Genomic DNA, 25,836 nt, shown 5'->3' on the forward strand with positions numbered 1-25,836 from the left:
CGGCCAGGCCGTTGGCTTCTCGCCGCTCCTGGCTGACAATTTTGCTTTCGATATTTACTGAATGCTTGCGTGCTGATCGTTCAACTGCCCGAGCCGCAGGCACGCAATTGCTCAAACGTCTACCGGCTCAGTCCACTCGCTGATAAATTGGGTGTAATCCGGGCGTTTTTTCTGCGGGATAGCCATTCTGGGCGTACCAATAGCAATAAATCCCAAAAAGCGATAATCAAGCGAGTCAAAGCCCAGCCCCGATTGAAATTCATCAATATAGGTGGCGATACCGGTACTCCAGAATGCGCCATAGCCCAGCATATACGCGGCGTTCAGAATATTGGTAACGGCGGCGCCGGTCGCCAGCATGCGCTCTGTCTCGCTGATAGCGGTATTGCCATAATCAATATGGCAAGCTACCGCAATGATCATAGGCACTTCGCTAAGCCAGGCACGGGTTGCTGCTTCTTTTTCGGGGGTGAATGGCGTGTCGCTCTGTTGACGCAGGCCAATTGAAAAATCCGCAAATTTGCCAATAGCCTCGCCACGGATAATTTTGAATCGCCAGGGCTGAAGACTGCCGTGATCTGGCGCTGCCATGGCAGCCTGTAGAATCCGGGCCAGATCGTCGTCATTGGGCGCAGGTGCCGTAACCAGTTTCATGGAGCTGCGGGACAACAGAAAATCAATAGGTTGAGTCATGAACAAAATTACCTGAGTTGCAATACAAAGATGATAGCCCAGCAACACGCAAAACAGGCTGATAACCCTGATGGCAAGGGAAGATCAGCAGGACGTTTGAACTGTCCTAACTGCGCAGCAACGCTTTCATATCCCGGACGGCCTTTTCCCAACCGTCGAAAACCGCCTGAGCCACGATGGCATGACCGATGTTCAATTCAGAGATGCCTCCGAGCGCCACAATGGCCTGGACGTTCTGATAATGCAGGCCATGACCCGCATTCACTTTCAGTCCCTGACGCAGTCCCTCAGCGATGGCGAGCCTGAGGCGTTCAAGCTCATGCTGCTGTGCCTCGCCGCTGACTTGCGCGTAAGCACCCGTATGCAGCTCAATGACCCCTGCCCCCGCCTGCGCTGCCGCACGGATTTGTTCAAAGTCGGGATCAATAAACAGAGAGACTCGCGCATCGGCGGCGTGCAGCCTGGTAACCGCCTGGCTGACTGAGGTGAAGTGGGTCATAACATCCAGCCCCCCTTCTGTCGTCAGTTCCTGTCGTTTCTCGGGTACCAGACAGACGTCATGAGGACGCACCTGACAGGCGATATCCAGCATCTCGTCGGTTACCGCACATTCCAGATTCATGCGCGTTTTCAACAAGGGCCGCAAGGCATGCACATCGCTATCCTGAATATGCCTGCGGTCTTCACGCAAATGCAGCGTAATGGCATCGGCCCCCGCCTGTTCGGCCAGCAGCGCCGCGCGAACAGGGTCAGGATAGCCACAACCGCGCTGCTGGCGCAGCGTGGCCACATGATCAATATTTACACCCAAATCAATCATGATACATCCTGCGTTACTGCGGTGTTGAAGGTGCGACTTGTGTAGCGTTGCCGGAAGCAGGTACAGGATTGGCGATAGGCGCATCGGGATTCGCACGCATCGTCGTGTCACGGTTCCAGCCACCACCCAGCGCTTTATACAGTTCTACTTTGTTCAGGAGCGATTCAAGCCCCACCTGCACGAAGCTTTGCTGCACGGTAAACAGATTGATCTGGGCCGTTTGCACCTGCAGGAAGCTGTCTATACCATTCCTGTAACGCAAATCAGACAGATTGAGTGATTCGTAGGCAGATTTCTGCTGATCCCTGAGGGCTTGCAACTGCGCACCATAAGTGGCCTCGCCTGCCAGAGAATCCGCGACTTCCTTGAACGCAGTCTGAATCGTTTTTTCGTATTGCGCAACGGCAATGTCCTTGCGCACTTCCGTCAGTTCAAGATTGTTACGCAGGCGCCCTGCCGTAAAGATAGGCAGTGAAATCACCGGATTGAACGACCAGGTACCCTGTCCCCCGGAAAAAAGCGATCCCAGGCCCAGGCTGGTGGAGCCGATCAGACCGGTAAGTGAAATGCTTGGGAAGAAAGCGGCCCGGGCGGCACCGATATTGGCATTGGCAGCCAGCAAATCGTGTTCCGCGGCAATAATATCGGGGCGCCGTGTTAACAGATCAGATGGCAGCCCGGCAGGAATTTTTGCCATTAACACATCGCTAGCAAACGGGCTGGGTGCAGGCAGGCCGGCAGGAATTGGCGCACCGATAATCAGCTGTAATGCATTGTTGGCTTGTTTTTCACTACGGTCCAGCTCAGCAGAGCTTGCCCGGGCAGCATCCAGCAGATTCTTGGCCTGATTGACATCCAGTGCCGAGGCTACGCCACCACGAAAACGCGCCTGCACCAGGTCATAGGTAGACTGACGCGACTTCAGCGTTCTGGCGACCAGGTCTTTTTGCTGCTGTGCGGCACGCAAATTGTAATAGGCCGTCGCCAGTTGGCCGATCAGGTTGATCTGCGCCGTTTTACGTCCTTCCACTGTAGACAGGTAAGACTGAAATGCTGCTTCTGACAGATTCCGTTGTTTACCGAAGAAATCCAGCTCAAAGTCGGTGATACCAATACCGGCAGTGAAGCTGCGCGAGACTGACTGGCTGTCCGGGCCTGCCATACGCATATTAGGCGGCAGGCGCTGGGCACTTTCCTGAGCCGTTGCACCGATTTGCGGGAACTGGTCACTGCGTGTAATACCGTATTGAGCACGCGCTTCGTCTACCCGTTTGACGGCGATGCGCATGTCACGGTTATTTTCCAACGCCAGACCGATCAGTGCTTTCAGACGTGGTTCACGGAAGAACTGCTCCCAGCCCAGCTCCTGCACCGACGCCTGATTGGCACCGCTCTGGCCCGGATAGGTAGACGGGATCGGCGCATCAGGGCGCGTATAGTCAGGAGACAATGAGCAGCCAGCCAGCAGGACGGCCATGAAAACTGCGGAAAAACGGGGCAATGTACGTTGTGACCCTTGCATGATTAGTCATTTCCTTTTGGAGGTAATCCGTCCTGACGTTTGCTTTCGCCACTGGCGGTCATATCATCTGCCTCAGCCACATCTGTATAGATATGCTGAGATTCTTTTTCGGCTTCGGTGGCTTTTTCATGTTCATCAGCCTGACGGCCCAGCAACCTGGGTTTCACTTTGAAGAACGTCATCACAACAACGAAGAATGTGGGCACAAACAGCACTGCGAACGGGGTTGCCGCCAGCATACCGCCAAATACCCCATAGCCCACGGCCTGTTGACTTGCGGCGCCTTCAGCGCTGGCCAGCATCAATGGAATAACCCCCATGATGAAAGCGAACGAAGTCATCAGGATCGGCCGGAACCGCAAGCGCGCAGCTTCGAGCGTGGATTCGACCAGGCCCTGGCCGGAAGCATAGGCGTCTTTAGCAAATTCCACAATCAGAATGGCGTTCTTCGCCGACAGACCAATTACAGTAATCATCCCCACCTGGAAGTAAATGTCATTGGACATACCCACCAGCGTGACCAGACCTACCGTCCCAAGCATACCCAATGGTACGATCAGCACCGCTGACAATGGAATCCACCAGCTCTCATAGAGCGCCGCGAGCACCAGGAAGACCACGGCAAAAGCCAGCCCAAGCAAGATCGGCGCCTGATTGCCTGCCTGCACTTCCTGATAGGACAAACCCGTCCATTCGTAGCCGATTCCAGAAGGCAATTGACCAATCAGTTTGACGATTTCATCCATTGCCTCGCCGTTAGCATAACCGGCATTGGCCTGACCCTGAATCGTGATGGAGTCGTAGCTGTTGTAACGCTGTACCTGTGTTTCGCCGTGAACCCAGTCCAGGCTCACAAACGACGACATGGGAACCAGTTCGCCATCGGTGTTATGCACACGCAATTTGAGAATATCGTCCGGCGACATCCGTTGTGCCGCCTCGGACTGAATCCACACGTTCTGCATCCAGCCCTGATTCGGGAACTGTCCCAAATAGCTGTTACCAATGGTGCCCGACAGGACATTGCCTACTTCGGTCATATTCACGCCCAGCGAATAGGCTTTGATTCGGTCAACCGTGACTTTCAACTGCGGCCCAGGACCCAGGCCGGAAATACGTACTTGCGACAGGATTTTACTCTGACCCGCCAGCTGTATCAGTTGGTTGGCCGCTTCCCGCAACTGGGTCTGACCCATGCCGCCACGATCCTGCAGACGCAAGTCAAAACCGGTGGCTGTACCCAGTGATGGAATGGACGGTGGCACAATTGACAGCACCATGGCATCAGGAATACCAAATAACAGTTGCCCCGTGGCGCGTCCTGCAACCGACATCGCATTGTGCTCGGCCCCTTTGCGTTCACTGAACTTCTTGAACGGGGTAAAGGCGATGGCGGAGTTCAGACCTGAACCATTGAAACTGAAGCCCTGAACGGTAATGATGTTTTCCACCTCAGGCTGTTTCTTATAGTAATCCTCGACTTGCTTGATGACATCTTCGGTACGCTTGGCCGAAACGCCAGCAGGCAACTCGATATTGGTCACGGCATAGCCCTGATCCTCGGTCGGCAGAAAGGAACTGGGCAGACGCAGATAGAGGAAGCCCAGCAGAATAACCAGCCCCAGATAAATGAACATCATGCGCCCGCCACGCTTGAGCAGGCTGCCCACGAACCCCGTATAGTTGTTCGTGATTCTGGCAAACGTCCGGTTGAACCAGCCGAAAAAGCCTTTTTTCTCATGATGCCCCTTGGGCACCGGCTTGAGCAGCGTGGCACACATGGCTGGCGTGAAGGTCAGCGCCAGGAATGCGGAAAAACCGATAGAAATGATCATTGCCGCTGCGAACTGGCGATAAATCACACCCGCCGACCCGCTCATGAAGAACAGTGGCGCAAACACCACCATCAGCACCAGCGTAATACCAACAATCGCACCGAAAATCTGCGGCATTGCCTTGACCGTCGCCTCCTTGGGCTGCAGTCCTTCTTCGGCCATGATCCGTTCCACGTTCTCAACCACCACGATGGCGTCATCCACCAGAATACCAATGGCAAGCACCATCGCGAACATGGTCAGCGTATTGATCGAATACCCCATATACAACAGCGTTGCCATGGTACCCATGAGCGCCACCGGCACCACGATCGCCGGGATCAAGGTATAACGGATATTCTGCAGGAACAGGAACATCACAACGAACACCAGCAGCATCGCTTCGACCAGTGTGTGAACCACCTGGGTGATCGACGCATCCACGTACGGCGCGGTGTTGTATGGCACCTTGTATTCAATATTGCCAGGAAAATACTTGGCCAGATTCTCCATCTCGGCCTGAACCAGATTGGAGGTTTCCAACGCGTTGGCATTAGGTGCCAGCGAGACGGCGAAAGCGGCCGATGTTTGTCCGTTCAGGCGAGATCCGAACTGATAGGAATCGGCACCCACTTCGATGCGGGCCACATCGCGCAGCCGCACGGTAGAGCCTCCTGTAGTCGCGCGCAGCACAATATCGCCAAACTCCTTGACAGTGCTGAGCTGACCATTAACAAGTACGGTTGCACTGGTGGTCTGATCGTCTGGTGTCGGTGGCGATCCCAGCGTACCACCGGTAATTTGTGCATTCTGCGTTTGCAGTGCGGTCTTGATATCACTGGTGGTCAGACCAAACGAGGTCATTTTTGCAGAGTCTACCCAGATACGCATGGCACGTGGCGAGGCAAACAACTGGAATTCCCCGACACCCTTGATCCGGGAAACCGAGTTCTGAATATTCCGTGTGATGTAATCGCCCAGCCCTGCATCATCCAGCGAGCCGTCGGTGGAGGTCAGGGTAACGATCATCAGGAAGCCAGCAGTACTCTTGGAGTAGGTAATGCCCTGCTGAGTCACCGCCTGAGGCAGCTTGGAGGTCACGCCGGAAATACGGTTCTGCACATCCACCTGGGCAAGATCAGGGTTTGTACCTGGTTCAAAGGTCACGTCGATCTTGGCAGCACCATAGGAATCACTGGTGGAGGCATAGTACAGCATGCCCTGGGCACCATTGAGTTCGTTTTCGATCAGACTGGTAACCGAGCGCGCGACCTCTTCGGCGCCAGCGCCAGGATAGGTAGCGCGTACGGTAATAGTCGGCGGCGCCACTTCGGGATACTGCGAAATTGCCATATTGGGGATAGATACTACGCCCGCAAAGAATATGATAATCGCAATAACCCAGGCAAAAATTGGCCGGTTAATGAAAAAATTTGACATGTTTTATACTCACTGTGCCGGCTTGTCGCCCTGCTGTTCAGGCTTGCTTTCCTGTGCCGGGGACTTTTCACCCCCTTCTTTGGCTTGTTCCTGAGCGCCAGACTGCGGCGGCTGGCCATTGTTGCCGGCTGCCTTATCTTTTTTCCATGGCTGAGGTTTAACCGGAGCACCTGGACGAATTTTCTGGAATCCTTCAACAATCACTTCGTCACCAGCCTTAAGACCCTGCGTGACAATTGTTTCGTTCTTCACTTCGCCGCCTGTCTGAATAGTAATTGCCGCGACCTTGCCATCGCGCACCACCATGACATTATTCAGGCCATCGGTAGAACGCTGGATAGCTTGTGTTGGAATGAGCAATGCTTTCTCATCCTTGCCCTGCTCCAGCTTGACGGTGACGTACATACCCGGCAACAGCAGTTTCTCTTCATTAGGGAAAGTAGCCCTAAGGGTAACCTGACCCGTAGAAGGCTCAACACTGACACCAGTAAAAAGCAACTGGCCGTTTTCCGGATACTGTGTGCCGTCTTCCAGTTCCAGCTGCACCACTGCGGTATTCTCGTCGACCTTGGTTAATTGCCCATCGGCCATCGCTTTGCGCAAACGATAGAGTTCAGAAGTAGACTGGGTAAAGTCTACATAAACCGGGGCCATTTGCTGCACGTGAGCCAGTTCGGTCGCTTCGGTGCCACTAACCAGTGCACCTTCAGTCACCAGTGCCCGGCCGATGATGCCGTCAATGGGCGACTCGACATCGGTATAAGACAAATTGATACGGGCCGCGTCCAGCGCTGCCTGGGCTGATGCGATTGTTGCATCCGCCTGATTCGCCTGCGCACGCGCGTCATCGTATTCCTGGCGGCTTACCGCATTGGATTTAACCAAAGTGGAATAGCGGTTAGCCAGTTGCCGGGCACTGCTTGCCGTTGCTTTGGCCTGGTTCAGCGCTGCTTCGGCCTGTGCGGCCTGTGCCTGATAGGTCGCGGGATCGATGCGGAACAGCACCTGCCCTTTTTTTACCTCGCGGCCTTGTTCAAATTCAATTTTTTGCACAATACCGTTAACCCGGGCCCGAACCTGCGCATCCCGTACGGCGCTGACCCTGCCGGGAAGCGTTGTAAAGATGGTAGTTGGTGTTTCGGTCAGTTTGATGGTGCTGACGGGTGTGGGCGGTGGCCCCCCCTGCGCGCCCGCTTGTTGATCTTCCTTACCGCAACCGCTTAGCGCAACCAGGCACGACAGCAAAACTGTTGCAACATAGCGCTTGTGTAAAAAAAGTCTGTTTGACATTTGACTGGAAACCTTGAAAGCGTGGGCTGATCCTGACGGATAGCTGATTGAACGGTGTTGAAGAAAGGATTATAACCAGAAAATAATTGCCTAAGCAAATACTATTTAGTATTAACCCTTAAGTTATAGGGTTTTTATGTGATTTTCGGGAACAGTGTGAACACAACCGGCCGAAAAATATTCTATAAAATTGACAAATCTGCATCAAACGTCCCGCCTTGCCGCATATCAAAAACACGGCTATACGAAAAAGCATGGTTGTAACAATGACTGCCAGCCCGGCAGATGAGGCAAGCGCCCAGCCCGCACGGGATACTGAAGATAACAGAAGGGACGCCAGCGGCTGGCGTCCGGCAGATAGCCGGCACCAGCCGAGGGTTACTACGGATGCAATAAAAATAACACGAGTATGGCGATCGTTGCCCTAATTACCCGCCGGAAATGAGAAAAATGTGCTTATTTTGACCAGCAGAGTGTCAATCGAGCAACAGGGCGTCGTCGGTAATCTGCTCTCCCCTGACCTTCTCGAACATGTGCAGCAGATCACTTACAGTCATATTTTTGCGCTGTTCACCGGCCACATCCAGTACGACCTGCCCCTGATGCAGCATGACCGTCCGATCGCCAATCTCCAGCGCCTGTTTCATGCTATGCGTCACCATCATGGTGGTCAGTTTCTGTTCAGTCACGATTTTTTCGGTCAGATCCAGAACAAACTGGGCCGTCCGAGGGTCAAGTGCCGCTGTATGTTCATCCAGCAGCAGTATTTTGCTGGGCTGCAGCGCCGCCATCAACAAACTCACCGCCTGTCGCTGACCACCTGAGAGCAGGCCGATGCGATCAGTTAGTCGTGACTCCAGGCCCAGACCCAGAATCGTCAGCCGCTCCCGGAACAACTGGCGCAGATCACTGCGCAAAGCCGGCCGAAGGCCTCGTTCGCCGCCACGACAATAGGCCAGCGACATATTTTCTTCGATGGTCAGATCTTCGCAGGTGCCGGCCATCGGGTCCTGAAACACGCGCGCCACATTGAGCGCCCGCTGCCACACGCTTTTGCGGGTAACGTTCTGGTCGTTGATATGGATGGTGCCGGAGTCGACCATCAATTCACCTGACACCGCATTCAGGAAAGTGGACTTGCCGGCCCCGTTTGAACCGATGACGGTCACGAACTGCCCTTTCGGGATGGTAAGTGACAAGCCCCTCAGGGCGCGGGTTTCAATAGGTGTGCCCGCATTGAAGGTAATGTGCAGATTCTGTGCGTTCAACATATCAGGCGCGTCCTTTGAGTCGCAGGTTACGACGCAGCTTGGGCAGAATCAGCGCAATGGCAACCAGCAATGCAGTAATCAAATTCAGATCCTGTGCCTTGAGCCCGATAAAATCGCTGTTGAGCGCCAGTGCGATAAAGAAGCGATAGAGAATGGCGCCCACAATGACAGCCAGCGTAATAAATAGAAAGCGCCGTGCAGGCAAAATGCTTTCTCCCACGATAACGGCTGCCAGGCCGATCACAATGGTGCCAATCCCCATGGAAATATCGGAACCGCCCTGCGACTGGGCAAACAGCGCGCCCCCCAGACCCACCAGCGCGTTGGACAGGGCCATACCAATAAGCACCATGCGGTCGGTAGAAATACCCTGCGCCCGTGCCATACGCAAGTTCGAGCCGGTTGCACGCATGGCCAGCCCTGAACGGGTGGAAAAATAGACATCCAGCAGAATTTTGGCCACAACCACGACAATAAACAGCAGCGCAGGCCGCCAGATAAAATCGTCCAGCGATGACGGTTGTGTGAGCGAAAACACGGTGTCGCTGGTGATGAGCGGAATATTGGGTCCGCCCATGATGCGCAGATTGATCGAATACAGGGCGGTCATCATCAAAATACTGGCCAGCAGATCCATGATGCCCAGTTTGACGTTGAGCCAGCCGGTAATCATTCCCGCAAAGCCACAGGCAATCATCGCCGCCACACTTGCCAGAAAGGGATCGTAACCACTGCTGACCAGCAATGCGGACACTGCGCCTCCCGTGGCAAACGTTCCATCCACCGTCAGGTCAGGAAATCGCAAGACACGAAATGAAATGAACACGCCTAGCGCGACCAGACTGTAGATAAACCCCAGCTCCAGCGCACCAAGGGAAGAAAAAAGAGACATGTTAAGAACTTGAGATCAAATAAAAAAGCCTGAGATAAGCCCAGGCCGGTAAAAATAGTGCAAACGGGTTATTTCACCACCACTTTGGCGCTTTTGACAAAGTCTTCGCTCAATGTGACGCCTTGCTTTTCGGCAGCGCCCGGATTAACGAAAAGCTCCAGCGTTTTGCTTGTTTCGGATGCGATGCTGCCTGGCTTTTCACCCTTCAGGATACGCGCTACGATTGTACCAGTTTGAACGCCTAGATCCTTATAGTTGATGCCCAGCGCAGCAATCGCGCCACGCTTGACGCTATCGGTATCCGAGGCCACCAGCGGAATCTTGGATTCGTTGCCGACCTTAACCAGGGCTTCGTAGGCCGAAACCACGTTATTGTCGGTATTGGTGTAAATCACATCTACCTTGCCGGCCAGGCTACGTGCCGCCGTACCCACATCAACCGAACGGGGTGCGGATGCTTCAACAAGCGTCATGCCAGACTTGGGCAGCAGCTCCTTCAGACGTTTAACGACCACGCTGGAATTGGCTTCACCTGGATTGTAGACCATACCTACCCGCTTGGCCTGAGGCACGACCTGCCTGATCAATTCAATTTGCTTTTCCAGCACCAGTTCATCGGAGACGCCGGTCACATTTGCGCCCGAGGCATCCATCGACTTGACCAGCTGGGCCGCTATCGGATCCGTGACGGCAGAATACACGACCGGAATGGTCTTGGTTGCCGCGACCACCGCTTGTGCCGATGGCGTAGCAATCGCTACGATGGCATCGGGTCGTTCACCGATAAACTGGCGTGCGATCTGTGCAGCGGTGCCGGTATTGCCCTGCGCGCTCTGATACTTCCATTTCAGATTCTTGCCTTCTTCAAAGCCTTCTTTGGCCAGACCTTCCTTGACACCATCACGCACTGCATCCAGAGCCGGATGTTCAACAATGGCTGTAACAGCAACAAATTTGTCTGCAGCCTGGGCTGCGCCTGTAAGCAGCGCAGAGGAAACCAGCGCGGCGGAAAGACAGAAAGTAAACGTGCCCTTGATCATAACTACTCCTGATTGACATGTTCGGTACTCGGCGATTCTGTCATAGCAAACCGCTTTGTACCAGTGGTATTAACGAGAATAACAAGACTGGGTGCATATACACAGCATCATCCGGCCACACAATCATCCGGCCGCGCAGTCCCCTCCAGCCGGTCACCTAAAAACGGACCAAACTGCCGGTCTTGCCATTTTCCTGAAGCAGCGTTCGCAGCCAGCCGGTAGCCGGCAATCGATACAGGCTTTGTACTCGTTTGGCCCGCTGCCGCAATTGCTCCAGCGTGACCTCCAATGGCGGACCAGTGAAGGCAATGACGATACGATTGCCATCAACGGTTTCAGGAAACAGGATCACGCGATCATCGAAAGCACGCCGGATATTGCGTATATTCTTACGAAAACTGCCGTGATGGCCGAAAAGATTGATGGTTACCACGCCCAGTTCAGCGCAGACGCGCCGGCATCCCTGGTAAAACCGCTCAGATGAGCACACCGGCCCCTGGGCGGTGTAATCGTACAAATCCACCATGAGCGCACCGTAACCGTTTTCATTGAGCGGGTCCAGTACCCAGTCATTGGCGTCTTCGTGTACCACCCGGCAGGATGCTGTTTGTCGCAATTCAAACGCCGATTCGCAAATAGCCGTCACCTGCGGATTCCACTCCACTGTCACGATATCGCTATCAAAATGATGCTGACAGAAACGCGTCAGGGACCCGGCCCCCAGACCCAGAATACCGACACTGCGATCAGCCGGCGGCGCCAGAAACAGCAGCCAGGCCATCATTTGCTGGGTATATTCGAATTCCAGTTTTTCGGGACGGGCGACCCGCATGGCGCCCTGAATCCACTCGCTGTTGAAATGCAGGTACCGCACACCCTGAGACTCGGAAATGATAGGCTCATCGTAGTCAGGGTGTGGTGCTTTTTTCTGGTGCTGCATGCGTGATTAAACCCGTTCGAAGATGGCGGCAATGCCCTGCCCGCCGCCAATGCACATGGTTACCAATGCATAACGCCCGCCAATACGTTGCAGCTCGTACAAAGCCTTGACGGTAATGATGGCGCCGGTTGCGCCAACCGGATGGCCCAGTCCGATACCGCTGCCATTGGGATTGACTTTAGCCGGGTCCATTCCCAATTGCTGCGTAACCGCGCATGCCTGGGCGGCAAACGCTTCGTTGGCTTCAATCACGTCCATGTCTTCGATTTTCAGACCAGCTTTGGCCAGCGCGTTACGGGTTGCAGGAACCGGGCCAATGCCCATTAGCCGCGGATCAACGCCGGCGTGACCATAAGCCACCAAACGACCCAATGGTTTTACGCCGCGTTCTTTGACCATGTCACCATTCATCAGCACCAGCGCTGCGGCGCCGTCGTTAATACCCGACGCATTACCGGCCGTGACCGTTCCTGCCTCCTTGACAAACACCGGTTTCAGGGCAGACAAGCCCTCCAGCGTAATGTCGCGACGAACATGTTCATCGGTATCGAACGCGATATCGCCCTTGCGCGATTTCATCACGATCGGCACGATCTGATCTTTGAAATAACCCTGGTCAATGGCGTTGGCCGCGCGCTGATGCGAAGCGATGGCCAGTTCGTCCTGCTGCTGACGGGATACGCCGTATTCCCTGGCAACGTTCTCGGCAGTCACGCCCATATGCATTTTTTCAAACGGATCGGACAGCGCACCGGTCATCATGTCCTGCATCACGCTGTCGCCCATTCTGGCGCCAAAACGGTGGGCGGGTGCAATGTAAGGCGCGCGGCTCATATTCTCAACACCGCCGGCAATAGCGATTTGCGCATCGCCCAGCAACAATGTCTGAGCAGCAGATACAATCGCCTGCAGACCGGAACCGCAAAGACGATTAACGTTGAAGGCCGGTGTCCCCTGTGAAACGCCGGCCGTAACCGCAGCATACCGGGATACATACATGTCCCGTGGCTCGGTATTGATGACATGCCCAAGCACAACGTGGCCAATGTCGTCACCCGTCACCGCCGCACGTTCCATGGCTGCCCGGATGACTGTTGCTCCCAGCTCACCAGGGCTTGTATTTTTCAGACTCCCGCCAAAACTGCCAATAGCTGTACGAACACCGGATACCACGAAAACGTCAGGCATGATAATTCCTATTTTTTATTGAAGAGAAGCGAATCATAACGCATCCGGCATACAATAAAAGCCCGCTGTTTGGGTTCAACGGAAAATCAGGATCGCTATGAAAATCGCCACTTGGAATGTTAATTCACTTACTGTTCGCCTGCCGCAGGTGCTGGCCTGGCTGGATCAGAACAGTATCGATATCCTGTGTATTCAGGAACTGAAGCAGGTGAATGAAAAATTCCCGAAGGATGCTTTTCAGGAACTGGGCTACGACGCCGTCTGGACCGGCCAGAAAACCTATAACGGCGTGGCCATTTTGTCGCGTTCTTCGCTCGAAGACGTGATCGTCAACAATCCGCTCTACCCCGATACGCAGCAGCGCCTGATCACGGCCACCTGCCAGACCACCGAAGGACCGCTGCGGGTTATTTGCGCCTATTGCCCTAACGGCAGCGCGCTGGATAGCGAAAAATACGAGTACAAACTGGAATGGTATGCCGCGCTCAACCAGTTCGTTGAAGCACAAATGAAATTATTTCCGAATCTGGCCATTTGCGGTGACTACAACATTGCACCCGAAGATCGGGATGTCCATGCCAAATATGCAGGCGATATTCTGATTTCACCGAAGGAGCGCGCTGCCATGCAGGCGCTCAGCGGCCTTGGCTTGTCCGATTCGTTTCGCCTGTTTGAACAGGAAGAGAAACTGTTCAGCTGGTGGGATTACCGCATGTTGGGATTTCGTCGCAATGCAGGCCTGCGCATCGACCATATCCTGCTCACCGCGCCGCTCGCGCAGCATTGCACTGCCTGCGTGATAGACAAGGCGCCACGAGGCAATGAGCAACCCTCCGATCATGCTCCGGTTGTCGCCACCTTGTCCTTATCGTTTGCCTGACTACACGGGCGATGTTTGATTAGCCGGAGGCAAAAAACAAAGGGCCGGAATATCACCCCAGCCCTTTGATCGCCTGAACACGGCACGCTTAACTGAGCCGCTGCCCTGGCATTTTTAGTCCTGCGCCCGCAGCATCATTCGCCATCCAGAATCTGGTCTTCAAAGCTGGTGGCCGCCTGTTCGCTGGACATCGGCACATACAATACACCCGACGTAATCGGTTTGCCGATGTTAATGATTGATACCAGACGGTTTTTTTGCGTCACGGCAAAACTCTTGCCGATATTGTTGCCGGTCAGACTGGCCAGGCGCTGGCTGCCGGACGGAGAAAACTCCAGTTTTACAAACGCCTTACCGGCACTGTTACGCGTAGCAACGGCGTTCTGCAGATCATTGCGGGTCAGCGTCTGGGTAGGATCTACATAAACAAGCACACCGTTCTGACGCACCGCCGTGAAACCCTGCGTTGGTGTCCGGGCGGCTATATACATAATCAGCGAAGATGAGGCAACAGCATTTGACGGCGCTGGTGGCGTTGATGTCGCCGGGGTGCGGCCCTGCCCGGATGGTGGCGGCGTGGTAGGCACATCGCTTACTCGGGTGCCACCGCCGGAGCGATTCTTGAGCAAGTGATCCATAGTGTCACAGCCTGCCAGGGTCAGCGAAGCAGCGAGTGCGACAAAGAGTGCCCCTCGTTTAATGTGCATGATCGGTTTCCTTGATTCTGGTGAAAGACTTATGGCGCCATTATAAGATATTGTGGAAAATTCGCATGGACACTTATCCCGCCGTATCACAAAAATCGTTCATGGCTTTTAAGATAGCGCCATTTGCCCGGAGGCAGGTCTGCCAGCGTGACATTACCCATACGAACCCGTTTCAGCCCGACCACAGTCAGGCCCACCATTTGGCACATACGGCGAATCTGCCGTTTCTTGCCTTCCTGCAAAATGAACTTAAGCTGATCGTCATTTTGCCAGCTTACTTGAGCCGGTCGCAGCACATCGCCGTCCAGCGATAAGCCGTGATTGAGCAACTGCAGTCCATTACCAGCGATTTTGCCTTCAACCCGGACCAGATATTCCTTTTCCACCTCGGAGTCTTCGCCAATCAGTTGCCGGGCAATTCGGCCATCCTGCGTGAGAACCAGCAAGCCCTGGGAGTCGATATCCAGTCGGCCGGCCGGCGCTAAGCCACGCAAATGGGAAGGATTGAACGTATGTTTGTCGCGGTCAAACTGCCTATCGGGCGTAATCAGCGTCGCCGCAGGCCGATAGCCATCTTCCGCCTGGCCGGACACATATCCCACCGGCTTATTCAGAATGATGGTCACCCGCGCCGTCTGGCGAGCCTGGGCCGATTTATCCAGTGTAATAGACTGGTGAGGAAAGGCCTTTTCACCCAGCGTGGCGACCTTTCCGTCCACGCGCACCCAGCCGCGCTCAATATACGCGTCGGCCTCCCGGCGGGAACACAGCCCCCGCTCGGCAAGCAATTTAGATATTCTTGTCTTTTCCATTTGATTCCGTTTGCTTACGCAAATTTGCTATAGTGTATTTCTTTGTCCGGACACGCCGGACGTTTTCGTTTGACCGTGGTTATTGCAAGACCACAATCTTTCCGCAGACGCTTATATTTGCAGGCTGTCATCTATCCCACGACCCATGAAGCATGAACCACATTCACCTGGCTGGCTGAAACGGCCTCCACCTAAACTTGATCCTGTCCAGAAGTACTGGCTGTCCCGTCCCGGTCCGCTGACTGAGGGCTTGCGCAAACAAGGTGAGGTGCGCATCCGGGTCATTGGTGAGTTTGCTGAAGTGGTGAGCGCAGACGAAGCGCGGACCATCAGCGTAGCGGCCAACACGGTCGTCTGGGTTCGGGAAATATGCATGTCTATTAACGGTACGCCCGCAGTCATCGCCCGCAGCATCACGCCGCTGGATGCGGCCCGATCTGTATGGCAGGCAGTACGGCGGCTACGCACACGGCCACTGGCCGATATACTCTATCATGACCCGGCTATTGTACGATCAGTGTTCGAATCCTGCATAGCAAAATCGCCGATGCCGATATTTAAGGCAGTCGTACGCTCAGGCCAGCTCCCCTCTCCTTCGTCGTCCAGATTGCCCACCCGACGTTCGGTTTTCTGGAAAAATGACCAGCCACTACAGGTAACCGAATGCTTTTTACCCGCATTCTGGTCGCCATTGCTCGTGTACCCGAAGGTTTAGCGCAGCCAGCAACGATCCGACTTCCTGACCATGGTCAATGAAAATACGCCTGCGTATGCAACAGCAGGCGTAAGAACACATGTGCGGTCCGGCTGATACTTAATGAACTGAATGATTAACGCTTACCGATTAATGATTAACGATTAATGATTAAAGTGACCTGCTGCCGCCGCTTGCGACAAATGCGGTCGTTCAGCGCGAAACGATCAGGTAGATAAAGGCAATGTACGTCGCTGCGGCCACAGCCGACCCGGTTTCCCCTGAATTACAGCGCGTTATCGTCCTGCTCACCGGTGCGGATACGAATCGCACGCTCAACCGGCGTCACAAAAATTTTCCCGTCCCCGATCTTGCCGGTACGCGCCGCCTTAATAATGGCTTCAATAGCCGAGTCAACCAGACTATCGGCAATGACTACTTCTACCCGAACTTTGGGCAGGAAGTCCACCACATATTCGGCACCGCGGTATAGCTCGGTATGCCCTTTCTGACGCCCAAACCCTTTAACTTCCGCAACGGTCAGACCGCTAACGCCGATATCTGCCAAAGATTCACGAACCTCATCCAGTTTGAAGGGTTTTATAATGGCTGTTATTAATTTCACGTGGTTTCCTTTACTTTACGGGGCCTTGCCCCGCTTTTTTACTGGAAAAGAATAGCATATTTTTTTATAAAACAGCCTAGAATCGATAGCCGTTCGTTATCGGAAAGCGCCAATCGCGGCCAAACGCGCGCGTGGTGATTTTAGGTCCCGGGGACCCCTGGCGCCGCTTGTACTCATTGATTCGCAGCAGCCGGGCGACCTTTTCCACGTCTTCCCTGGCCAGGCCGGTACTCACGATGGCTTCCACCGAATCATTATGCTCCATCAGATGCTCCAGGATGGTATCCAGCACGTCATACTCAGGCAGGCTGTCCTGGTCGGTCTGGTCTTCGCGCAACTCGGCAGAAGGCGGACGCGTGATAATACGTTCCGGAATGATTGCAGACTGCGTATTGCGCCAGCTGGCCAGACGATACACCAGCGTTTTGGGGATGTCTTTCAGGGGCGCATAACCGCCCACCATATCACCGTACAGCGTGCAGTAACCGGTGGCCAGCTCAGACTTATTGCCTGTGGTCAGCACGATGGCATTGAATTTATTGGACAAGGCCATCAGCAATGCGCCGCGAATACGTGCCTGCAGATTCTCTTCGGTCGTGTCCTGGGGCAAATCCCCAAAAACAGGCGACAATGCATCCAGATAACTATTGAACATGGGGGAAATGGCGATTTCGTCATAGCGCACAGCGAGCCGTTGTGCCATGTCCTGCGCATCATTCACCGAGATGTCGGCCGTAAAGCGCGATGGCATCATGACAGCATGCAAATTATCTGCCCCTATGGCATCGACGGCAATGGCAAGCACCACGGCCGAGTCAATGCCGCCGGACAGGCCGATGACGGCTTTCTTAAAAAAATTCTTACCCAGATAATCCCGGGTTCCCATCACCAGCGCGCGCCAGACTTCGGCTTCGGCGGCCTCATTTTCCTGCGGTTGCAGGGACACGGCATGGTCAGTCCCGAAAGACACCGGAGCCAGAGCTGCAAGCGCGCCCGACGCGATCTGAACGCTACCCATTGCTTCGCAAAAACTATTGAGTTCAATCACCACCTCACCGTGCCGATCGACGACGAAAGAATGTCCATCAAACACCAGTTCATCCTGACCGCCTACCAGGTTGCAGTAGATGGCACTCATGCCGGCATCACAGACGTTCCGGCGAACGACCGCCAGTCGCGTCTCGTGCTTGCGCATCATATAGGGTGAAGCGTTGAGAACCAGCAGGGTTTCGGCCCCTGCCTGCCTTGCTGCGGCGGCGGCACTGGCGAACCAGACGTCTTCGCAGATGGTCACGCCAAATACTTGTTCCCGAACAGTAAAGACCAGTGGCTTGCGGCCTGCCGAGAAATAGCGCTTTTCATCAAACACCGAATAATTGGGCAACTCCTGCTTGAGATACGTTCCCAGATTATCACCATTCAGAAACACACTGGCGGCATTGAATGTGCCTTTGTCGTTGCTGACAACGTGCCCCAGCACGACGTGCAGATCCTGAAAACCCGACAGCGCTTCCTGCAGTGATTGCAGCGCGGCCTGCTGGTCTGCAAGAAACTGGCAGCGCAACAACAAGTCTTCGGGCGCATAGCCTGAAAGTGCCAGCTCTGGCAGCAGCAGAACGTCGTGCCCCTGCTCATGCGCCAATGCCGCGGCCTGGACAATGCGCGCTGCATTGCCGGCCAGATCCCCGACTTTCTGATTGATTTGTGCAAATGCGACACTGACCGTTGGTTCCATTATCCCGCTCTGTTTCTTTTGCAAACTACCGATTATCACACAAGCATCTGGAAGGAGCGTCTAAAATACCGCTGATTATTGCAAAATACCGACACTGGACAGATCAGCATATACTATGACAGACAGCCCCAACCCAACCAATCAATTCGATAAAAAAGCCCAGGCCTGGTCGGCCCGTTTCTCTGAACCCGTATCCGATTTGGTTAAACGCTACACCGCCTCGGTTGATTTTGACAAGCGTCTGGCCCGTTTTGACATTCAGGGTTCGCTGGCCCACGCCACCATGCTGGCAACCACAGGCGTTATCTCCGACGACGATCTGACCGCAATCAACAAGGGCATGCAGCAGATTCTTCAGGAAATCGACGCCGGTACCTTTACCTGGTTGCTGGACCTGGAAGACGTGCATCTGAATATCGAAAAACGTCTGGTTGAACTTATCGGCGATGCCGGTAAACGCCTGCACACGGGACGCTCCCGTAACGACCAGGTTGCAACCGACATCCGCTTGTGGCTGCGTTCAGAAATTGATGGATCGCTGGAACTGATCACGGCACTGCGCCGTGCCCTGGCACAGGTGGCACTGGAACATCACGACACGATCATGCCCGGCTTTACGCATTTGCAGGTAGCCCAGCCGGTTACCTTCGGCCATCACCTGCTGGCCTACGCCGAAATGTTTGCCCGGGATGCAGAGCGTCTGGCCGATTGTCGCAAGCGCTGCAACCGCCTGCCATTGGGCGCGGCTGCACTGGCCGGCACCTCATACCCTATCGATCGCGAGCAGGTCGCCTCACTACTAGGCTTTGACAGCGTTTGCCGCAATTCGCTGGATGCCGTATCCGATCGCGATTTTGCCATCGAATTCTGCGCCGCCGTCTCTCTGGTCATGACCCATATTTCCCGGCTGTCAGAAGAGCTCATTTTGTGGATGAGCCCGCGTATCGGCTTTATTGATCTGGCCGATCGTTTCTGCACCGGTAGCTCTATCATGCCGCAAAAGAAAAACCCCGACGTACCCGAACTGGCCCGGGGCAAGACCGGCAGGGTGAACGGTAACCTGATCGGCCTGCTGACATTGATGAAGGGCCAGCCACTGGCCTACAACAAAGATAATCAGGAGGACAAAGAAGGCCTGTTCGATTCGGCCGATACCCTGCGCGACACATTGACGATCTTTGCCGACATGATCGGCGGTATCCGGGTCCGCAAGCAGGCCATGCGTGATGCTGCCCTGATGGGTTTTTCCACCGCAACCGATCTGGCCGATTATTTGGTCAAAAAAGGACTGCCTTTCCGCGACGCCCATGAAACGGTCGCCCTGGCCGTACGCCATTGCGAAGAGCAGCAATGCGATCTGGCCGACCTGACGCTGGAAGAAATGCGCAAATTCAATGCGTCCATTGATAGCGATGTGTTCAGCGTTCTCACTCTGGAAGGATCGGTCTCCTCGCGGGCGCATACCGGCGGCACCGCGCCGACGCGAGTCAAGGCCGAGGCTGAACGCGTTCTGGCCGAACTGGGCTGAGCCACCAATCTGCCCTGGCCCCAAAAAAACGGCGCTCCGATTGTTACGAGCGCCGTTTTTTTCATCTCTGGAGGCAGGAACGCGCATGGCGTTCTGCTGCCCATTATGACTCCGTGGAACTGACGGTTGCTGCTGGCACTTTACCGGCACCGCTTTCGAATACCGCAATCGATTCAACATGTCCCGTATGCGGGAACATATTTACCACCCCTGCCGCACTCAATGTATAGCCACCCTCGTGGACAAGAATACCCGCGTCCCGTGCCAGGGTCGCAGGATTACAGGACACGTACACGATTCTGGTTGGACGCTCCCGCGGTTCCAGTTGCGCCAGGGCCTGTGCCACGGCCTGCGCGCCTTCTCTGGGCGGATCGATCAGCATGCGGTCGAAATGGCCCAGATCGCGCAGCCAGGCCACGTCGACCTCAAACAGATTTAGCGTGGCAAAGCGGGTTTTAGCCTGCAGGTCGTGCTGGCTGGCTGCCTGCAGGGCCCGGTCGGTAAGGATGCTGCTGCCTTCGATCCCCACCACTTCACGCGCGACGGTCGCCAGCGGCAAGGTGAAGTTGCCCAGGCCACAGAACAAATCTGCCACGCGATCATTGGCCTGTACATCCAGCAGATTGAGCGCTTTGGCAATCAGGGAACGATTAATAAAGTAATTGACCTGAGTAAAATCCGTTGGCTTGTACGGCATTTTCAGCCCGAACTGCGGCAACAGGTAGTACAGTGAATCGGCCTGTTCTTTGTGCAGCGGTTTGACCGTATCCGGTCCTTTGGATTGCAGCCACCACACCACATTGTGGTGCGCCGAGAAAGCGTCCAGCTGTTCGATATCGGCAGCAGTCAGCGGTGCCAGGTGACGCAACAGCAAGGCGGTCGTATCCTCGCCCACAGCCACCTCAATCTGTGGAATTTGCTCATCAATGCTCAGATTACCGATCAGTTCACGCAGGGGAACCAGCATATCGGAAACATAGGGCGGCAGCACATGACATTCAGTCATGTCGGTCACATACCGGCTCTTGCGCTCGTGAAAGCCGACAAGCACCTTGCCCTTCTTGATCACTTTACGTACCGACAGTCGCGCGCGGTAACGATAGCCCCAGGCCGGCCCCTGCAGCGGCGGCAATACCCTGGGTATGGTGATTTTGGCGATATGCCTGAAACCGTCTTCCAGTGCCCGCTGCTTGATCGCCACCTGAGTAGTGACGTCCAGATGCTGCATAAGACAGCCCCCACAGGTACCGAAACTGGGGCAACGCGGCGTGACCCGCTGGCTTGATTCCCTGATGATTGACGTCATGCGGGCAATCTCGTAAGAGGGCTTGCGGCGAACAATATCTGCCGTTACCTTTTCTGCAGGTAGCGCACCTTCAACGAAAATGGCCTTCCCCTCGCGCCGGGCGATGCCGCGTGCTTCCAGGTCAAGGGATTCGATGGTAAATATTTCCTGCATGTCTGGCCTCTGTATTCTGAAGGCGTTATTTTAATGAGCCTGCCTGCTCTATTGGCGCGAAAAGGTGACATTGCCAAACATTTGTACAGAAAGCAAGCAACCGGAACCCGAAGCTACCACTTTTCCCGTTTAGGTTCTGCGGATCTCACACTGGCGCAGACACAGCCTTACGGCAGCTGCGACGTCTATGGCCCCTGTCGTGCTGCCCAGCCGTACAGCCCGCCTGAATTCAAAAAAAGCCCGCCAGGGTTGACTGACGGGCTCACAACAGTGACGTCCTGCTGCCCTGCTCCGCCTCACTTCCCAAAAAGGCGGGTCGGACAACGGCAACGTTTACTGTGCTGGTGCTGGTGCCGGCGGTGCTGGTTTGTCTGCAGCAGGCGTCGCAGGCTCAGGCATTGGCGCTTTGTTCATATCTGCGTGTTCCTTTTGGAATTGCTTGCGATGCTCTTCCCATTTGGCTGAACGCTCTTTGAAATATTTAACAACAGTGGTTTTCTGCTCAGGACTGAATGTGTCCCACAGGCCAAGCCATTTCGCCTGATCGTCTGCCATTTTCTTCTCAAAGCCGTCATGCATTTCTTTCTGTGCTTCCAGCAGCGCTTTTGGATCGACATTGCCGGATTCCAATTGCTGGCGACGCGTTTCCTGATACTTACGGAATGCCTCGCGATTCGGTTCGCGGGCAGCCTTGTGTTCGTCCTGGATGGTTTTTAGTGTCGTTTTTTGTTCATCGGTCAGTTTAAGGTCGTCAACCAGCTTCTGGCTGCCGGGGCCCAGGCCCGGAATCATGATCGCAGCATTGCTCATGCCTCTGCGGTGATGTCCATGTTTACGACCCTCACCTTTATGGTGTTTCCGGGCGCCATGATGTGGTTTGGCTTCACCAATGCGATGGTGTTCCATTCGTGTGCCTTCACTTTGTACGGAAGGACTGATCGGATTGGATTCAGTGTCGGGTTTCACCGCCTGCGCCATTGCGGTGGTGGCAATCGTGGCAGACAGCGCGCTGGCCAGAAGAGATTTTACGAGGAAAGAACCTGAAAATTGAACAGCCATTTGTTTACTCCTTGTTTAGTCTGTCGGTGACTTTGTTAGCCTATCGGTGACGCCCCTATTCTGGGTCACAAGCAATTACAAGTATGTTTCAATAACAGTGGAGTTCTTTCAATACATTACCTTTCGCATGGCCCGGCAGCCTTTGTTGCTGTCCTGCCGGCCATTCGCATGACGCAGACGGCGCGCTAGCGGTAATCCCAGGCAGCCAGGTATTCCTGCCACTGCGGTTTGTTTAAAGCAGTCAGGCTGCTATGCACCAGCGCAACCTCTTCTTCGTATGCGGTCTTGTCCAGCTCGCCTTTCATAAGTCGAAACCGGCAGTACACCAGCCAGGTATTAACAACATCAGTTTCACAATAAGCACGCACTTCATCAGCCTTGCCATCGCGCCACGCGTCCCATACCTGGCTGCCGTCCATGCCCAGTTTTCCGGGAAAGCCACAAAGCTTGGCCAGTTGATCCAGCGGTGCATTCGCGCGGCCATTGAACTTGGCCAGCAGATCCATCAGGTCTATATGGCGGGTGTGATAACGGCTGATATAGTTGTTGTATTTGAATTCGCGGTCATCTTCACCCATATCCCAGTACCGTGGTGCTGACAGGCCATGGATAAGGCATCGATAATGCAAAACAGGCAGGTCAAAGCCCGATCCGTTCCAGCTGACCAGCCTTGGCGTGTACCGTTCAATGGTTTTGAAGAAACCGGCAATCAGCACGTCCTCTTCATCGCCCGGCTCCCCCAGCGTGCGCACGCGAAAGCCGTTGTCATCGCGGAAAACACAACCGATAACAGCTATTTTCTGCAGGTGCAGAGGAAAGAAATCATTGCCGGTCTGCTCAATACGCAGCGCCTTCGCCCGTTCGACCACTTCGGCATCGGAAAGGGAATCATCCCAATCATTCAACGCGCGCAGGCCCTTGGCATCGGGGATGGTTTCAAGATCGAAAACAAGCGTAGGAGTCATTGCGCGCGCCACTTTCAGAAAGGATTTGCCACTTAGCGGCGTGGCAGGTAAGACAAGGGATTGACCGGCTGGCCACGACGGCGGATTTCAAAATGCAGGCGTGGTGACGCGGTATCTGACTGACCGACTTCGGCGATTTTCTGACCCTTGGATACTTTCTGGCCGTTTTTGACCAGCAGTTTGCTGTTGTGAGCATAGGCAGAAATAAAGCCATTGCTATGCGAAATCAGAATCAGATTGCCCAGCCCACGCAAGCCATTGCCCACGTACGAAACTGATCCTGAAGCTGCAGCGGACACAGGATCGCCCAGCTTACCTTCAATATCGATACCGCGTGTGCTGGATGAGAACTGAGTGATGATCTTGGAGGTTGCCACTGGCCATCCCCAGGACACGGCTGTCGCATCGCTGGCGGGTGCAGCAGTGCTGCTGCTCCCGGCCGCTGGCGTTGCACTGCCTGCGACGGTTGAATCTGTGCCGGCGGTACCGGAGGATGTACTTGCGCTTGCAGATACGCGCAGACGTTGACCCACCTCAAGCGACGGAGAAGACAGGTTATTCATAGACATCAGTTGGGAAACGCTGACGTTATTGGCACGGGAAATTTTATAGAGCGTATCGCCGCGCTGTACGACATATTCTCCAGGGCCGGCCGGAGCACTGCTGCCGGAACGGCCGGAACCCAGTTCAGAGACCGGCGCACGAGAAGAAGTTCCGCAACCGGCCAGCGTTGCTGCCAGCACCAGGGAGCCTATTAAAACGGGGAAGTTTCTTTTCATTGAGTGAATCTGCATATGTTTTACCTACCTGTTCAATGGATGCGTAACACGTACGCAAAACGGGTATTTTCTCCTGTCACAATTGTATGCCTGCACGCAGTGGAACAAAGCGTACAGGTTCTAGTTCCTTACGATCCCAGCTGTTTACGCCGGTTCTTTCAATCAGCACCAATTTCTGCTGATCAGAACCTTCAGGCGCAATCAGGCGGGCACCTATGTCCAGCTGGTGCAGCAATGCGGTCGGTATCTGCAACCCGGCCGCGGCGATGACGATCGCATCAAAAGGGGCAACCGTTGGCATACCCAGCATGCCATCGCCATGAACCAGACGTATGCGGGAAACCAGTTTGAGTTCACGCAACGTACCTCTGGCCATTTCATACAACGGCTTGATTCGTTCAATTGTATACACTTCATGGCACATTGCCGCCATCACGGCAGCCTGGTAGCCACAACCGGTACCAATTTCCAGCATTTTCTGCGGCTTGCGGTTTTCCGCGACGGCAGCGAGCATACGTGAAACGACCCATGGCTGCGAGATGGTTTGGGAAAAACCGATGGGCAGTGCTGCATCATCGTATGCCCGGCTGGCCAGCCCCTGGTCAATAAAAACATGTCTGGGTACTGCGCGCATGGCGTCCAGCACCCGTTCATCGGTAATACCCTTTTGCCGCAAGCGCTCCACCATCAGTGCACGTAACCGGTCAGAATTTAAGCCGATATTCTGGCTACTTCGTGCCTCGGTCGCAGGCATAGCCGAGGCCGGGCGAGCAGCGTTTCCCGCAACAATAATACGGGTATTGCTATTGGTTGGCGTAATTTTAATTTTGTTGGACGGAAAAGAAAGGCGCGAACGGCTATCGTTAACATCATTTACATTTCCGGCATTTGTACCTGGGCCAAAGGGGGGTTTACGCATTGCTCAACTCCACCCAGCTACGTGCCTGGTTCAACTGCTTGTAGTGTGTCAGATCCAGTTGCAAGGGCGTCATGGAAATCAGCCCCTGGCTGATGGCGCCAAAATCCGTATCATCGGCAAAGTCTGCAACCTCGCCCACCATGCCGATCCAGTAAATGGGTTCACCTGCCGGATTGGCGCTTTTGATGACCGGTTGCGACGGATGCCGCCGCCCCAGTCGCGTTACGCGCAGGGAATCCCAATGATGTTCAGGCAGCGGCGGAATATTAACGCTCAGCAGCATCGGTGCCGGAAACGGGTTGGCCAATTGATGCTGCACGATTTGCACGGCCATTTTCGTGGCCGCTTCCAGTTCCGGCCAGTTCCTTTCCGTGAGCGAAAAGGCAATTGATGGAATGCCGAAAAGAAAACCTTCTGTGGCCGCCGCTACGGTGCCGGAATACAGTGTGTCTTCACCAAGATTGGCACCATTATTAATGCCCGAAACAACCAGATCGGGGCGATAGTCTAGCAGACCGGTGAGCGCAACGTGCACACAGTCTGATGGCGTGCCATTCAGATAATAATCGCCGGATGATGTACGGCGCACCGACAGCGGCCTGTTCAATGTGAGTGAATTGGAAGCGCCGCTGTGATTGACTTCAGGTGCAACGACCGTGACCTGGGCAATATCGCGTAGCGCCGCGGCCAGGGCCTGCAGACCCTCGGCATTGTAACCATCATCGTTCGACACCAGTATTCGTTTCATTCAGTTTGCAACCAGA

At 54.6% G+C, this 25,836-nt stretch carries 23 protein-coding genes; 3 read left to right on the forward strand and 20 right to left on the reverse strand.

Annotated features, from left to right (window positions below; genetic code table 11):
- Positions 1-111: 111 nt before the first annotated feature.
- From MIM_RS11130 to MIM_RS11175, 10 genes are all read right to left on the reverse strand, one after another.
- Entirely contained in the window at positions 112-693 is a 582-nt protein-coding gene (locus MIM_RS11130; RefSeq protein ID WP_042070234.1) for a nitroreductase family protein, read from the reverse strand.
- 106 nt (positions 694-799) lie between these two features.
- Positions 800-1,513, reverse strand: a complete 714-nt coding sequence (pdxJ, locus tag MIM_RS11135; RefSeq protein WP_025372837.1) for a pyridoxine 5'-phosphate synthase — start codon at positions 1,511-1,513, stop codon at positions 800-802.
- A gap of 13 nt (positions 1,514-1,526) precedes the next feature.
- Positions 1,527-3,035: an efflux transporter outer membrane subunit gene (locus tag MIM_RS11140; protein WP_025372838.1), complete on the reverse strand. Its 1,509-nt coding sequence runs from the start codon at positions 3,033-3,035 to the stop codon at positions 1,527-1,529.
- Between the two features lie 2 nt (positions 3,036-3,037).
- Entirely contained in the window at positions 3,038-6,289 is a 3,252-nt protein-coding gene (locus MIM_RS11145) for an efflux RND transporter permease subunit (RefSeq protein ID WP_025372839.1), read from the reverse strand.
- 9 nt (positions 6,290-6,298) lie between these two features.
- Positions 6,299-7,579 (reverse strand): efflux RND transporter periplasmic adaptor subunit, encoded by a 1,281-nt coding sequence (locus MIM_RS11150; RefSeq protein WP_025372840.1) that lies wholly within the window; start codon positions 7,577-7,579, stop codon positions 6,299-6,301.
- A 476-nt stretch (positions 7,580-8,055) separates the two neighbouring features.
- Positions 8,056-8,850, reverse strand: coding sequence for an ABC transporter ATP-binding protein (locus MIM_RS11155; RefSeq protein WP_025372841.1), 795 nt, complete (start codon positions 8,848-8,850; stop codon positions 8,056-8,058).
- Between the two features lies 1 nt (position 8,851).
- The gene (locus MIM_RS11160; RefSeq protein ID WP_025372842.1) at positions 8,852-9,742 is read right to left on the reverse strand and encodes an ABC transporter permease; all 891 of its coding nucleotides are present in this window, start codon (positions 9,740-9,742) and stop codon (positions 8,852-8,854) included.
- Between the two features lie 68 nt (positions 9,743-9,810).
- Positions 9,811-10,782, reverse strand: coding sequence for an ABC transporter substrate-binding protein (locus tag MIM_RS11165; protein ID WP_025372843.1), 972 nt, complete (start codon positions 10,780-10,782; stop codon positions 9,811-9,813).
- A 157-nt stretch (positions 10,783-10,939) separates the two neighbouring features.
- Positions 10,940-11,722 carry a spermidine synthase gene (locus MIM_RS11170; RefSeq protein WP_025372844.1) on the reverse strand — a complete coding sequence of 261 codons (783 nt, stop codon included), beginning with the start codon at positions 11,720-11,722 and terminating at the stop codon, positions 10,940-10,942.
- Between the two features lie 6 nt (positions 11,723-11,728).
- Complete coding sequence (locus MIM_RS11175) at positions 11,729-12,910, reverse strand: acetyl-CoA C-acyltransferase family protein (protein WP_025372845.1); 1,182 nt, start codon at positions 12,908-12,910, stop codon at positions 11,729-11,731.
- Between the two features lie 97 nt (positions 12,911-13,007).
- Here MIM_RS11175 and xth point away from each other — a divergent pair, with 97 nt between their 5' ends.
- A complete protein-coding gene (gene xth, locus MIM_RS11180) occupies positions 13,008-13,790 on the forward strand; it encodes an exodeoxyribonuclease III (RefSeq protein ID WP_025372846.1) in 783 nt (260 codons plus the stop codon).
- Positions 13,791-13,924: 134 nt separating this feature from the next.
- On the opposite strand, the gene MIM_RS11185 is transcribed toward xth, so the two are convergent.
- Positions 13,925-14,497, reverse strand: a complete 573-nt coding sequence (locus tag MIM_RS11185) for a SecDF P1 head subdomain-containing protein (RefSeq protein ID WP_025372847.1) — start codon at positions 14,495-14,497, stop codon at positions 13,925-13,927.
- A gap of 86 nt (positions 14,498-14,583) precedes the next feature.
- Entirely contained in the window at positions 14,584-15,309 is a 726-nt protein-coding gene (locus MIM_RS11190; RefSeq protein WP_025372848.1) for a pseudouridine synthase, read from the reverse strand.
- Positions 15,310-15,454: 145 nt separating this feature from the next.
- Here MIM_RS11190 and MIM_RS11195 point away from each other — a divergent pair, with 145 nt between their 5' ends.
- On the forward strand, positions 15,455-16,024 hold the full coding sequence (locus MIM_RS11195) for a chorismate--pyruvate lyase family protein (RefSeq protein ID WP_042070237.1): 570 nt from the start codon (positions 15,455-15,457) through the stop codon (positions 16,022-16,024).
- A 265-nt stretch (positions 16,025-16,289) separates the two neighbouring features.
- Here MIM_RS11195 and MIM_RS11200 read toward each other — a convergent pair whose 3' ends face one another.
- A complete protein-coding gene (locus MIM_RS11200) occupies positions 16,290-16,628 on the reverse strand; it encodes a P-II family nitrogen regulator (RefSeq protein ID WP_024005929.1) in 339 nt (112 codons plus the stop codon).
- Between the two features lie 76 nt (positions 16,629-16,704).
- The gene (locus MIM_RS11205) at positions 16,705-18,363 is read right to left on the reverse strand and encodes an NAD+ synthase (protein ID WP_025372850.1); all 1,659 of its coding nucleotides are present in this window, start codon (positions 18,361-18,363) and stop codon (positions 16,705-16,707) included.
- A gap of 115 nt (positions 18,364-18,478) precedes the next feature.
- On the opposite strand from MIM_RS11205, the gene argH reads away from it, so the two are divergent.
- Positions 18,479-19,891, forward strand: a complete 1,413-nt coding sequence (gene argH / locus MIM_RS11210) for an argininosuccinate lyase (RefSeq protein WP_025372851.1) — start codon at positions 18,479-18,481, stop codon at positions 19,889-19,891.
- A 103-nt stretch (positions 19,892-19,994) separates the two neighbouring features.
- Here the strand turns inward: argH and rlmD are convergent, their stop codons facing one another.
- The 6 genes from rlmD to surE all read right to left on the reverse strand — a co-directional run bounded on the left by rlmD (position 19,995) and on the right by surE (position 25,820).
- Positions 19,995-21,350: a 23S rRNA (uracil(1939)-C(5))-methyltransferase RlmD gene (gene rlmD, locus MIM_RS11215; RefSeq protein WP_042070240.1), complete on the reverse strand. Its 1,356-nt coding sequence runs from the start codon at positions 21,348-21,350 to the stop codon at positions 19,995-19,997.
- Positions 21,351-21,683: 333 nt separating this feature from the next.
- Entirely contained in the window at positions 21,684-22,409 is a 726-nt protein-coding gene (locus MIM_RS11220; protein ID WP_025372852.1) for a Spy/CpxP family protein refolding chaperone, read from the reverse strand.
- A gap of 185 nt (positions 22,410-22,594) precedes the next feature.
- Entirely contained in the window at positions 22,595-23,374 is a 780-nt protein-coding gene (locus tag MIM_RS11225; protein WP_025372853.1) for a 3'-5' exonuclease, read from the reverse strand.
- Between the two features lie 32 nt (positions 23,375-23,406).
- Complete coding sequence (locus MIM_RS11230; protein ID WP_025372854.1) at positions 23,407-24,153, reverse strand: peptidoglycan DD-metalloendopeptidase family protein; 747 nt, start codon at positions 24,151-24,153, stop codon at positions 23,407-23,409.
- A gap of 76 nt (positions 24,154-24,229) precedes the next feature.
- Positions 24,230-25,072, reverse strand: coding sequence for a protein-L-isoaspartate(D-aspartate) O-methyltransferase (locus MIM_RS11235; protein WP_144084635.1), 843 nt, complete (start codon positions 25,070-25,072; stop codon positions 24,230-24,232).
- Positions 25,065-25,820 (reverse strand): 5'/3'-nucleotidase SurE, encoded by a 756-nt coding sequence (surE, locus tag MIM_RS11240; RefSeq protein WP_025372856.1) that lies wholly within the window; start codon positions 25,818-25,820, stop codon positions 25,065-25,067. The genes MIM_RS11235 and surE overlap by 8 nt, the downstream gene beginning before the upstream one ends.
- Positions 25,821-25,836: the final 16 nt, after the last annotated feature.

The organism is Advenella mimigardefordensis DPN7 (genome assembly GCF_000521505.1).
In the GTDB taxonomy this organism is placed as follows: Bacteria; Pseudomonadota; Gammaproteobacteria; order Burkholderiales; family Burkholderiaceae_B; genus Advenella; species Advenella mimigardefordensis.

Excerpts from the sequence above, each read along its gene's own strand:
- argH (WP_025372851.1), top strand. The coding sequence starts at position 18,479 with ATGACAGACAGCCCCAACCCAACCAATCAATTCGATAAAAAAGCCCAG.
- MIM_RS11230 (WP_025372854.1), bottom strand. The coding sequence starts at position 24,153 with ATGAAAAGAAACTTCCCCGTTTTAATAGGCTCCCTGGTGCTGGCAGCA.
- rlmD (WP_042070240.1), bottom strand. The coding sequence starts at position 21,350 with ATGCAGGAAATATTTACCATCGAATCCCTTGACCTGGAAGCACGCGGC.
- MIM_RS11205 (WP_025372850.1), bottom strand. The coding sequence starts at position 18,363 with ATGGAACCAACGGTCAGTGTCGCATTTGCACAAATCAATCAGAAAGTC.
- MIM_RS11185 (WP_025372847.1), bottom strand. The coding sequence starts at position 14,497 with ATGCACATTAAACGAGGGGCACTCTTTGTCGCACTCGCTGCTTCGCTG.
- MIM_RS11190 (WP_025372848.1), bottom strand. The coding sequence starts at position 15,309 with ATGGAAAAGACAAGAATATCTAAATTGCTTGCCGAGCGGGGGCTGTGT.
- MIM_RS11220 (WP_025372852.1), bottom strand. The coding sequence starts at position 22,409 with ATGGCTGTTCAATTTTCAGGTTCTTTCCTCGTAAAATCTCTTCTGGCC.
- pdxJ (WP_025372837.1), bottom strand. The coding sequence starts at position 1,513 with ATGATTGATTTGGGTGTAAATATTGATCATGTGGCCACGCTGCGCCAG.
- MIM_RS11165 (WP_025372843.1), bottom strand. The coding sequence starts at position 10,782 with ATGATCAAGGGCACGTTTACTTTCTGTCTTTCCGCCGCGCTGGTTTCC.
- surE (WP_025372856.1), bottom strand. The coding sequence starts at position 25,820 with ATGAAACGAATACTGGTGTCGAACGATGATGGTTACAATGCCGAGGGT.
- MIM_RS11170 (WP_025372844.1), bottom strand. The coding sequence starts at position 11,722 with ATGCAGCACCAGAAAAAAGCACCACACCCTGACTACGATGAGCCTATC.
- MIM_RS11150 (WP_025372840.1), bottom strand. The coding sequence starts at position 7,579 with ATGTCAAACAGACTTTTTTTACACAAGCGCTATGTTGCAACAGTTTTG.
- MIM_RS11160 (WP_025372842.1), bottom strand. The coding sequence starts at position 9,742 with ATGTCTCTTTTTTCTTCCCTTGGTGCGCTGGAGCTGGGGTTTATCTAC.
- MIM_RS11155 (WP_025372841.1), bottom strand. The coding sequence starts at position 8,850 with ATGTTGAACGCACAGAATCTGCACATTACCTTCAATGCGGGCACACCT.
- MIM_RS11195 (WP_042070237.1), top strand. The coding sequence starts at position 15,455 with ATGAAGCATGAACCACATTCACCTGGCTGGCTGAAACGGCCTCCACCT.
- MIM_RS11235 (WP_144084635.1), bottom strand. The coding sequence starts at position 25,072 with ATGCGTAAACCCCCCTTTGGCCCAGGTACAAATGCCGGAAATGTAAAT.
- MIM_RS11145 (WP_025372839.1), bottom strand. The coding sequence starts at position 6,289 with ATGTCAAATTTTTTCATTAACCGGCCAATTTTTGCCTGGGTTATTGCG.
- MIM_RS11130 (WP_042070234.1), bottom strand. The coding sequence starts at position 693 with ATGACTCAACCTATTGATTTTCTGTTGTCCCGCAGCTCCATGAAACTG.
- xth (WP_025372846.1), top strand. The coding sequence starts at position 13,008 with ATGAAAATCGCCACTTGGAATGTTAATTCACTTACTGTTCGCCTGCCG.
- MIM_RS11140 (WP_025372838.1), bottom strand. The coding sequence starts at position 3,035 with ATGCAAGGGTCACAACGTACATTGCCCCGTTTTTCCGCAGTTTTCATG.
- MIM_RS11175 (WP_025372845.1), bottom strand. The coding sequence starts at position 12,910 with ATGCCTGACGTTTTCGTGGTATCCGGTGTTCGTACAGCTATTGGCAGT.
- MIM_RS11225 (WP_025372853.1), bottom strand. The coding sequence starts at position 23,374 with ATGACTCCTACGCTTGTTTTCGATCTTGAAACCATCCCCGATGCCAAG.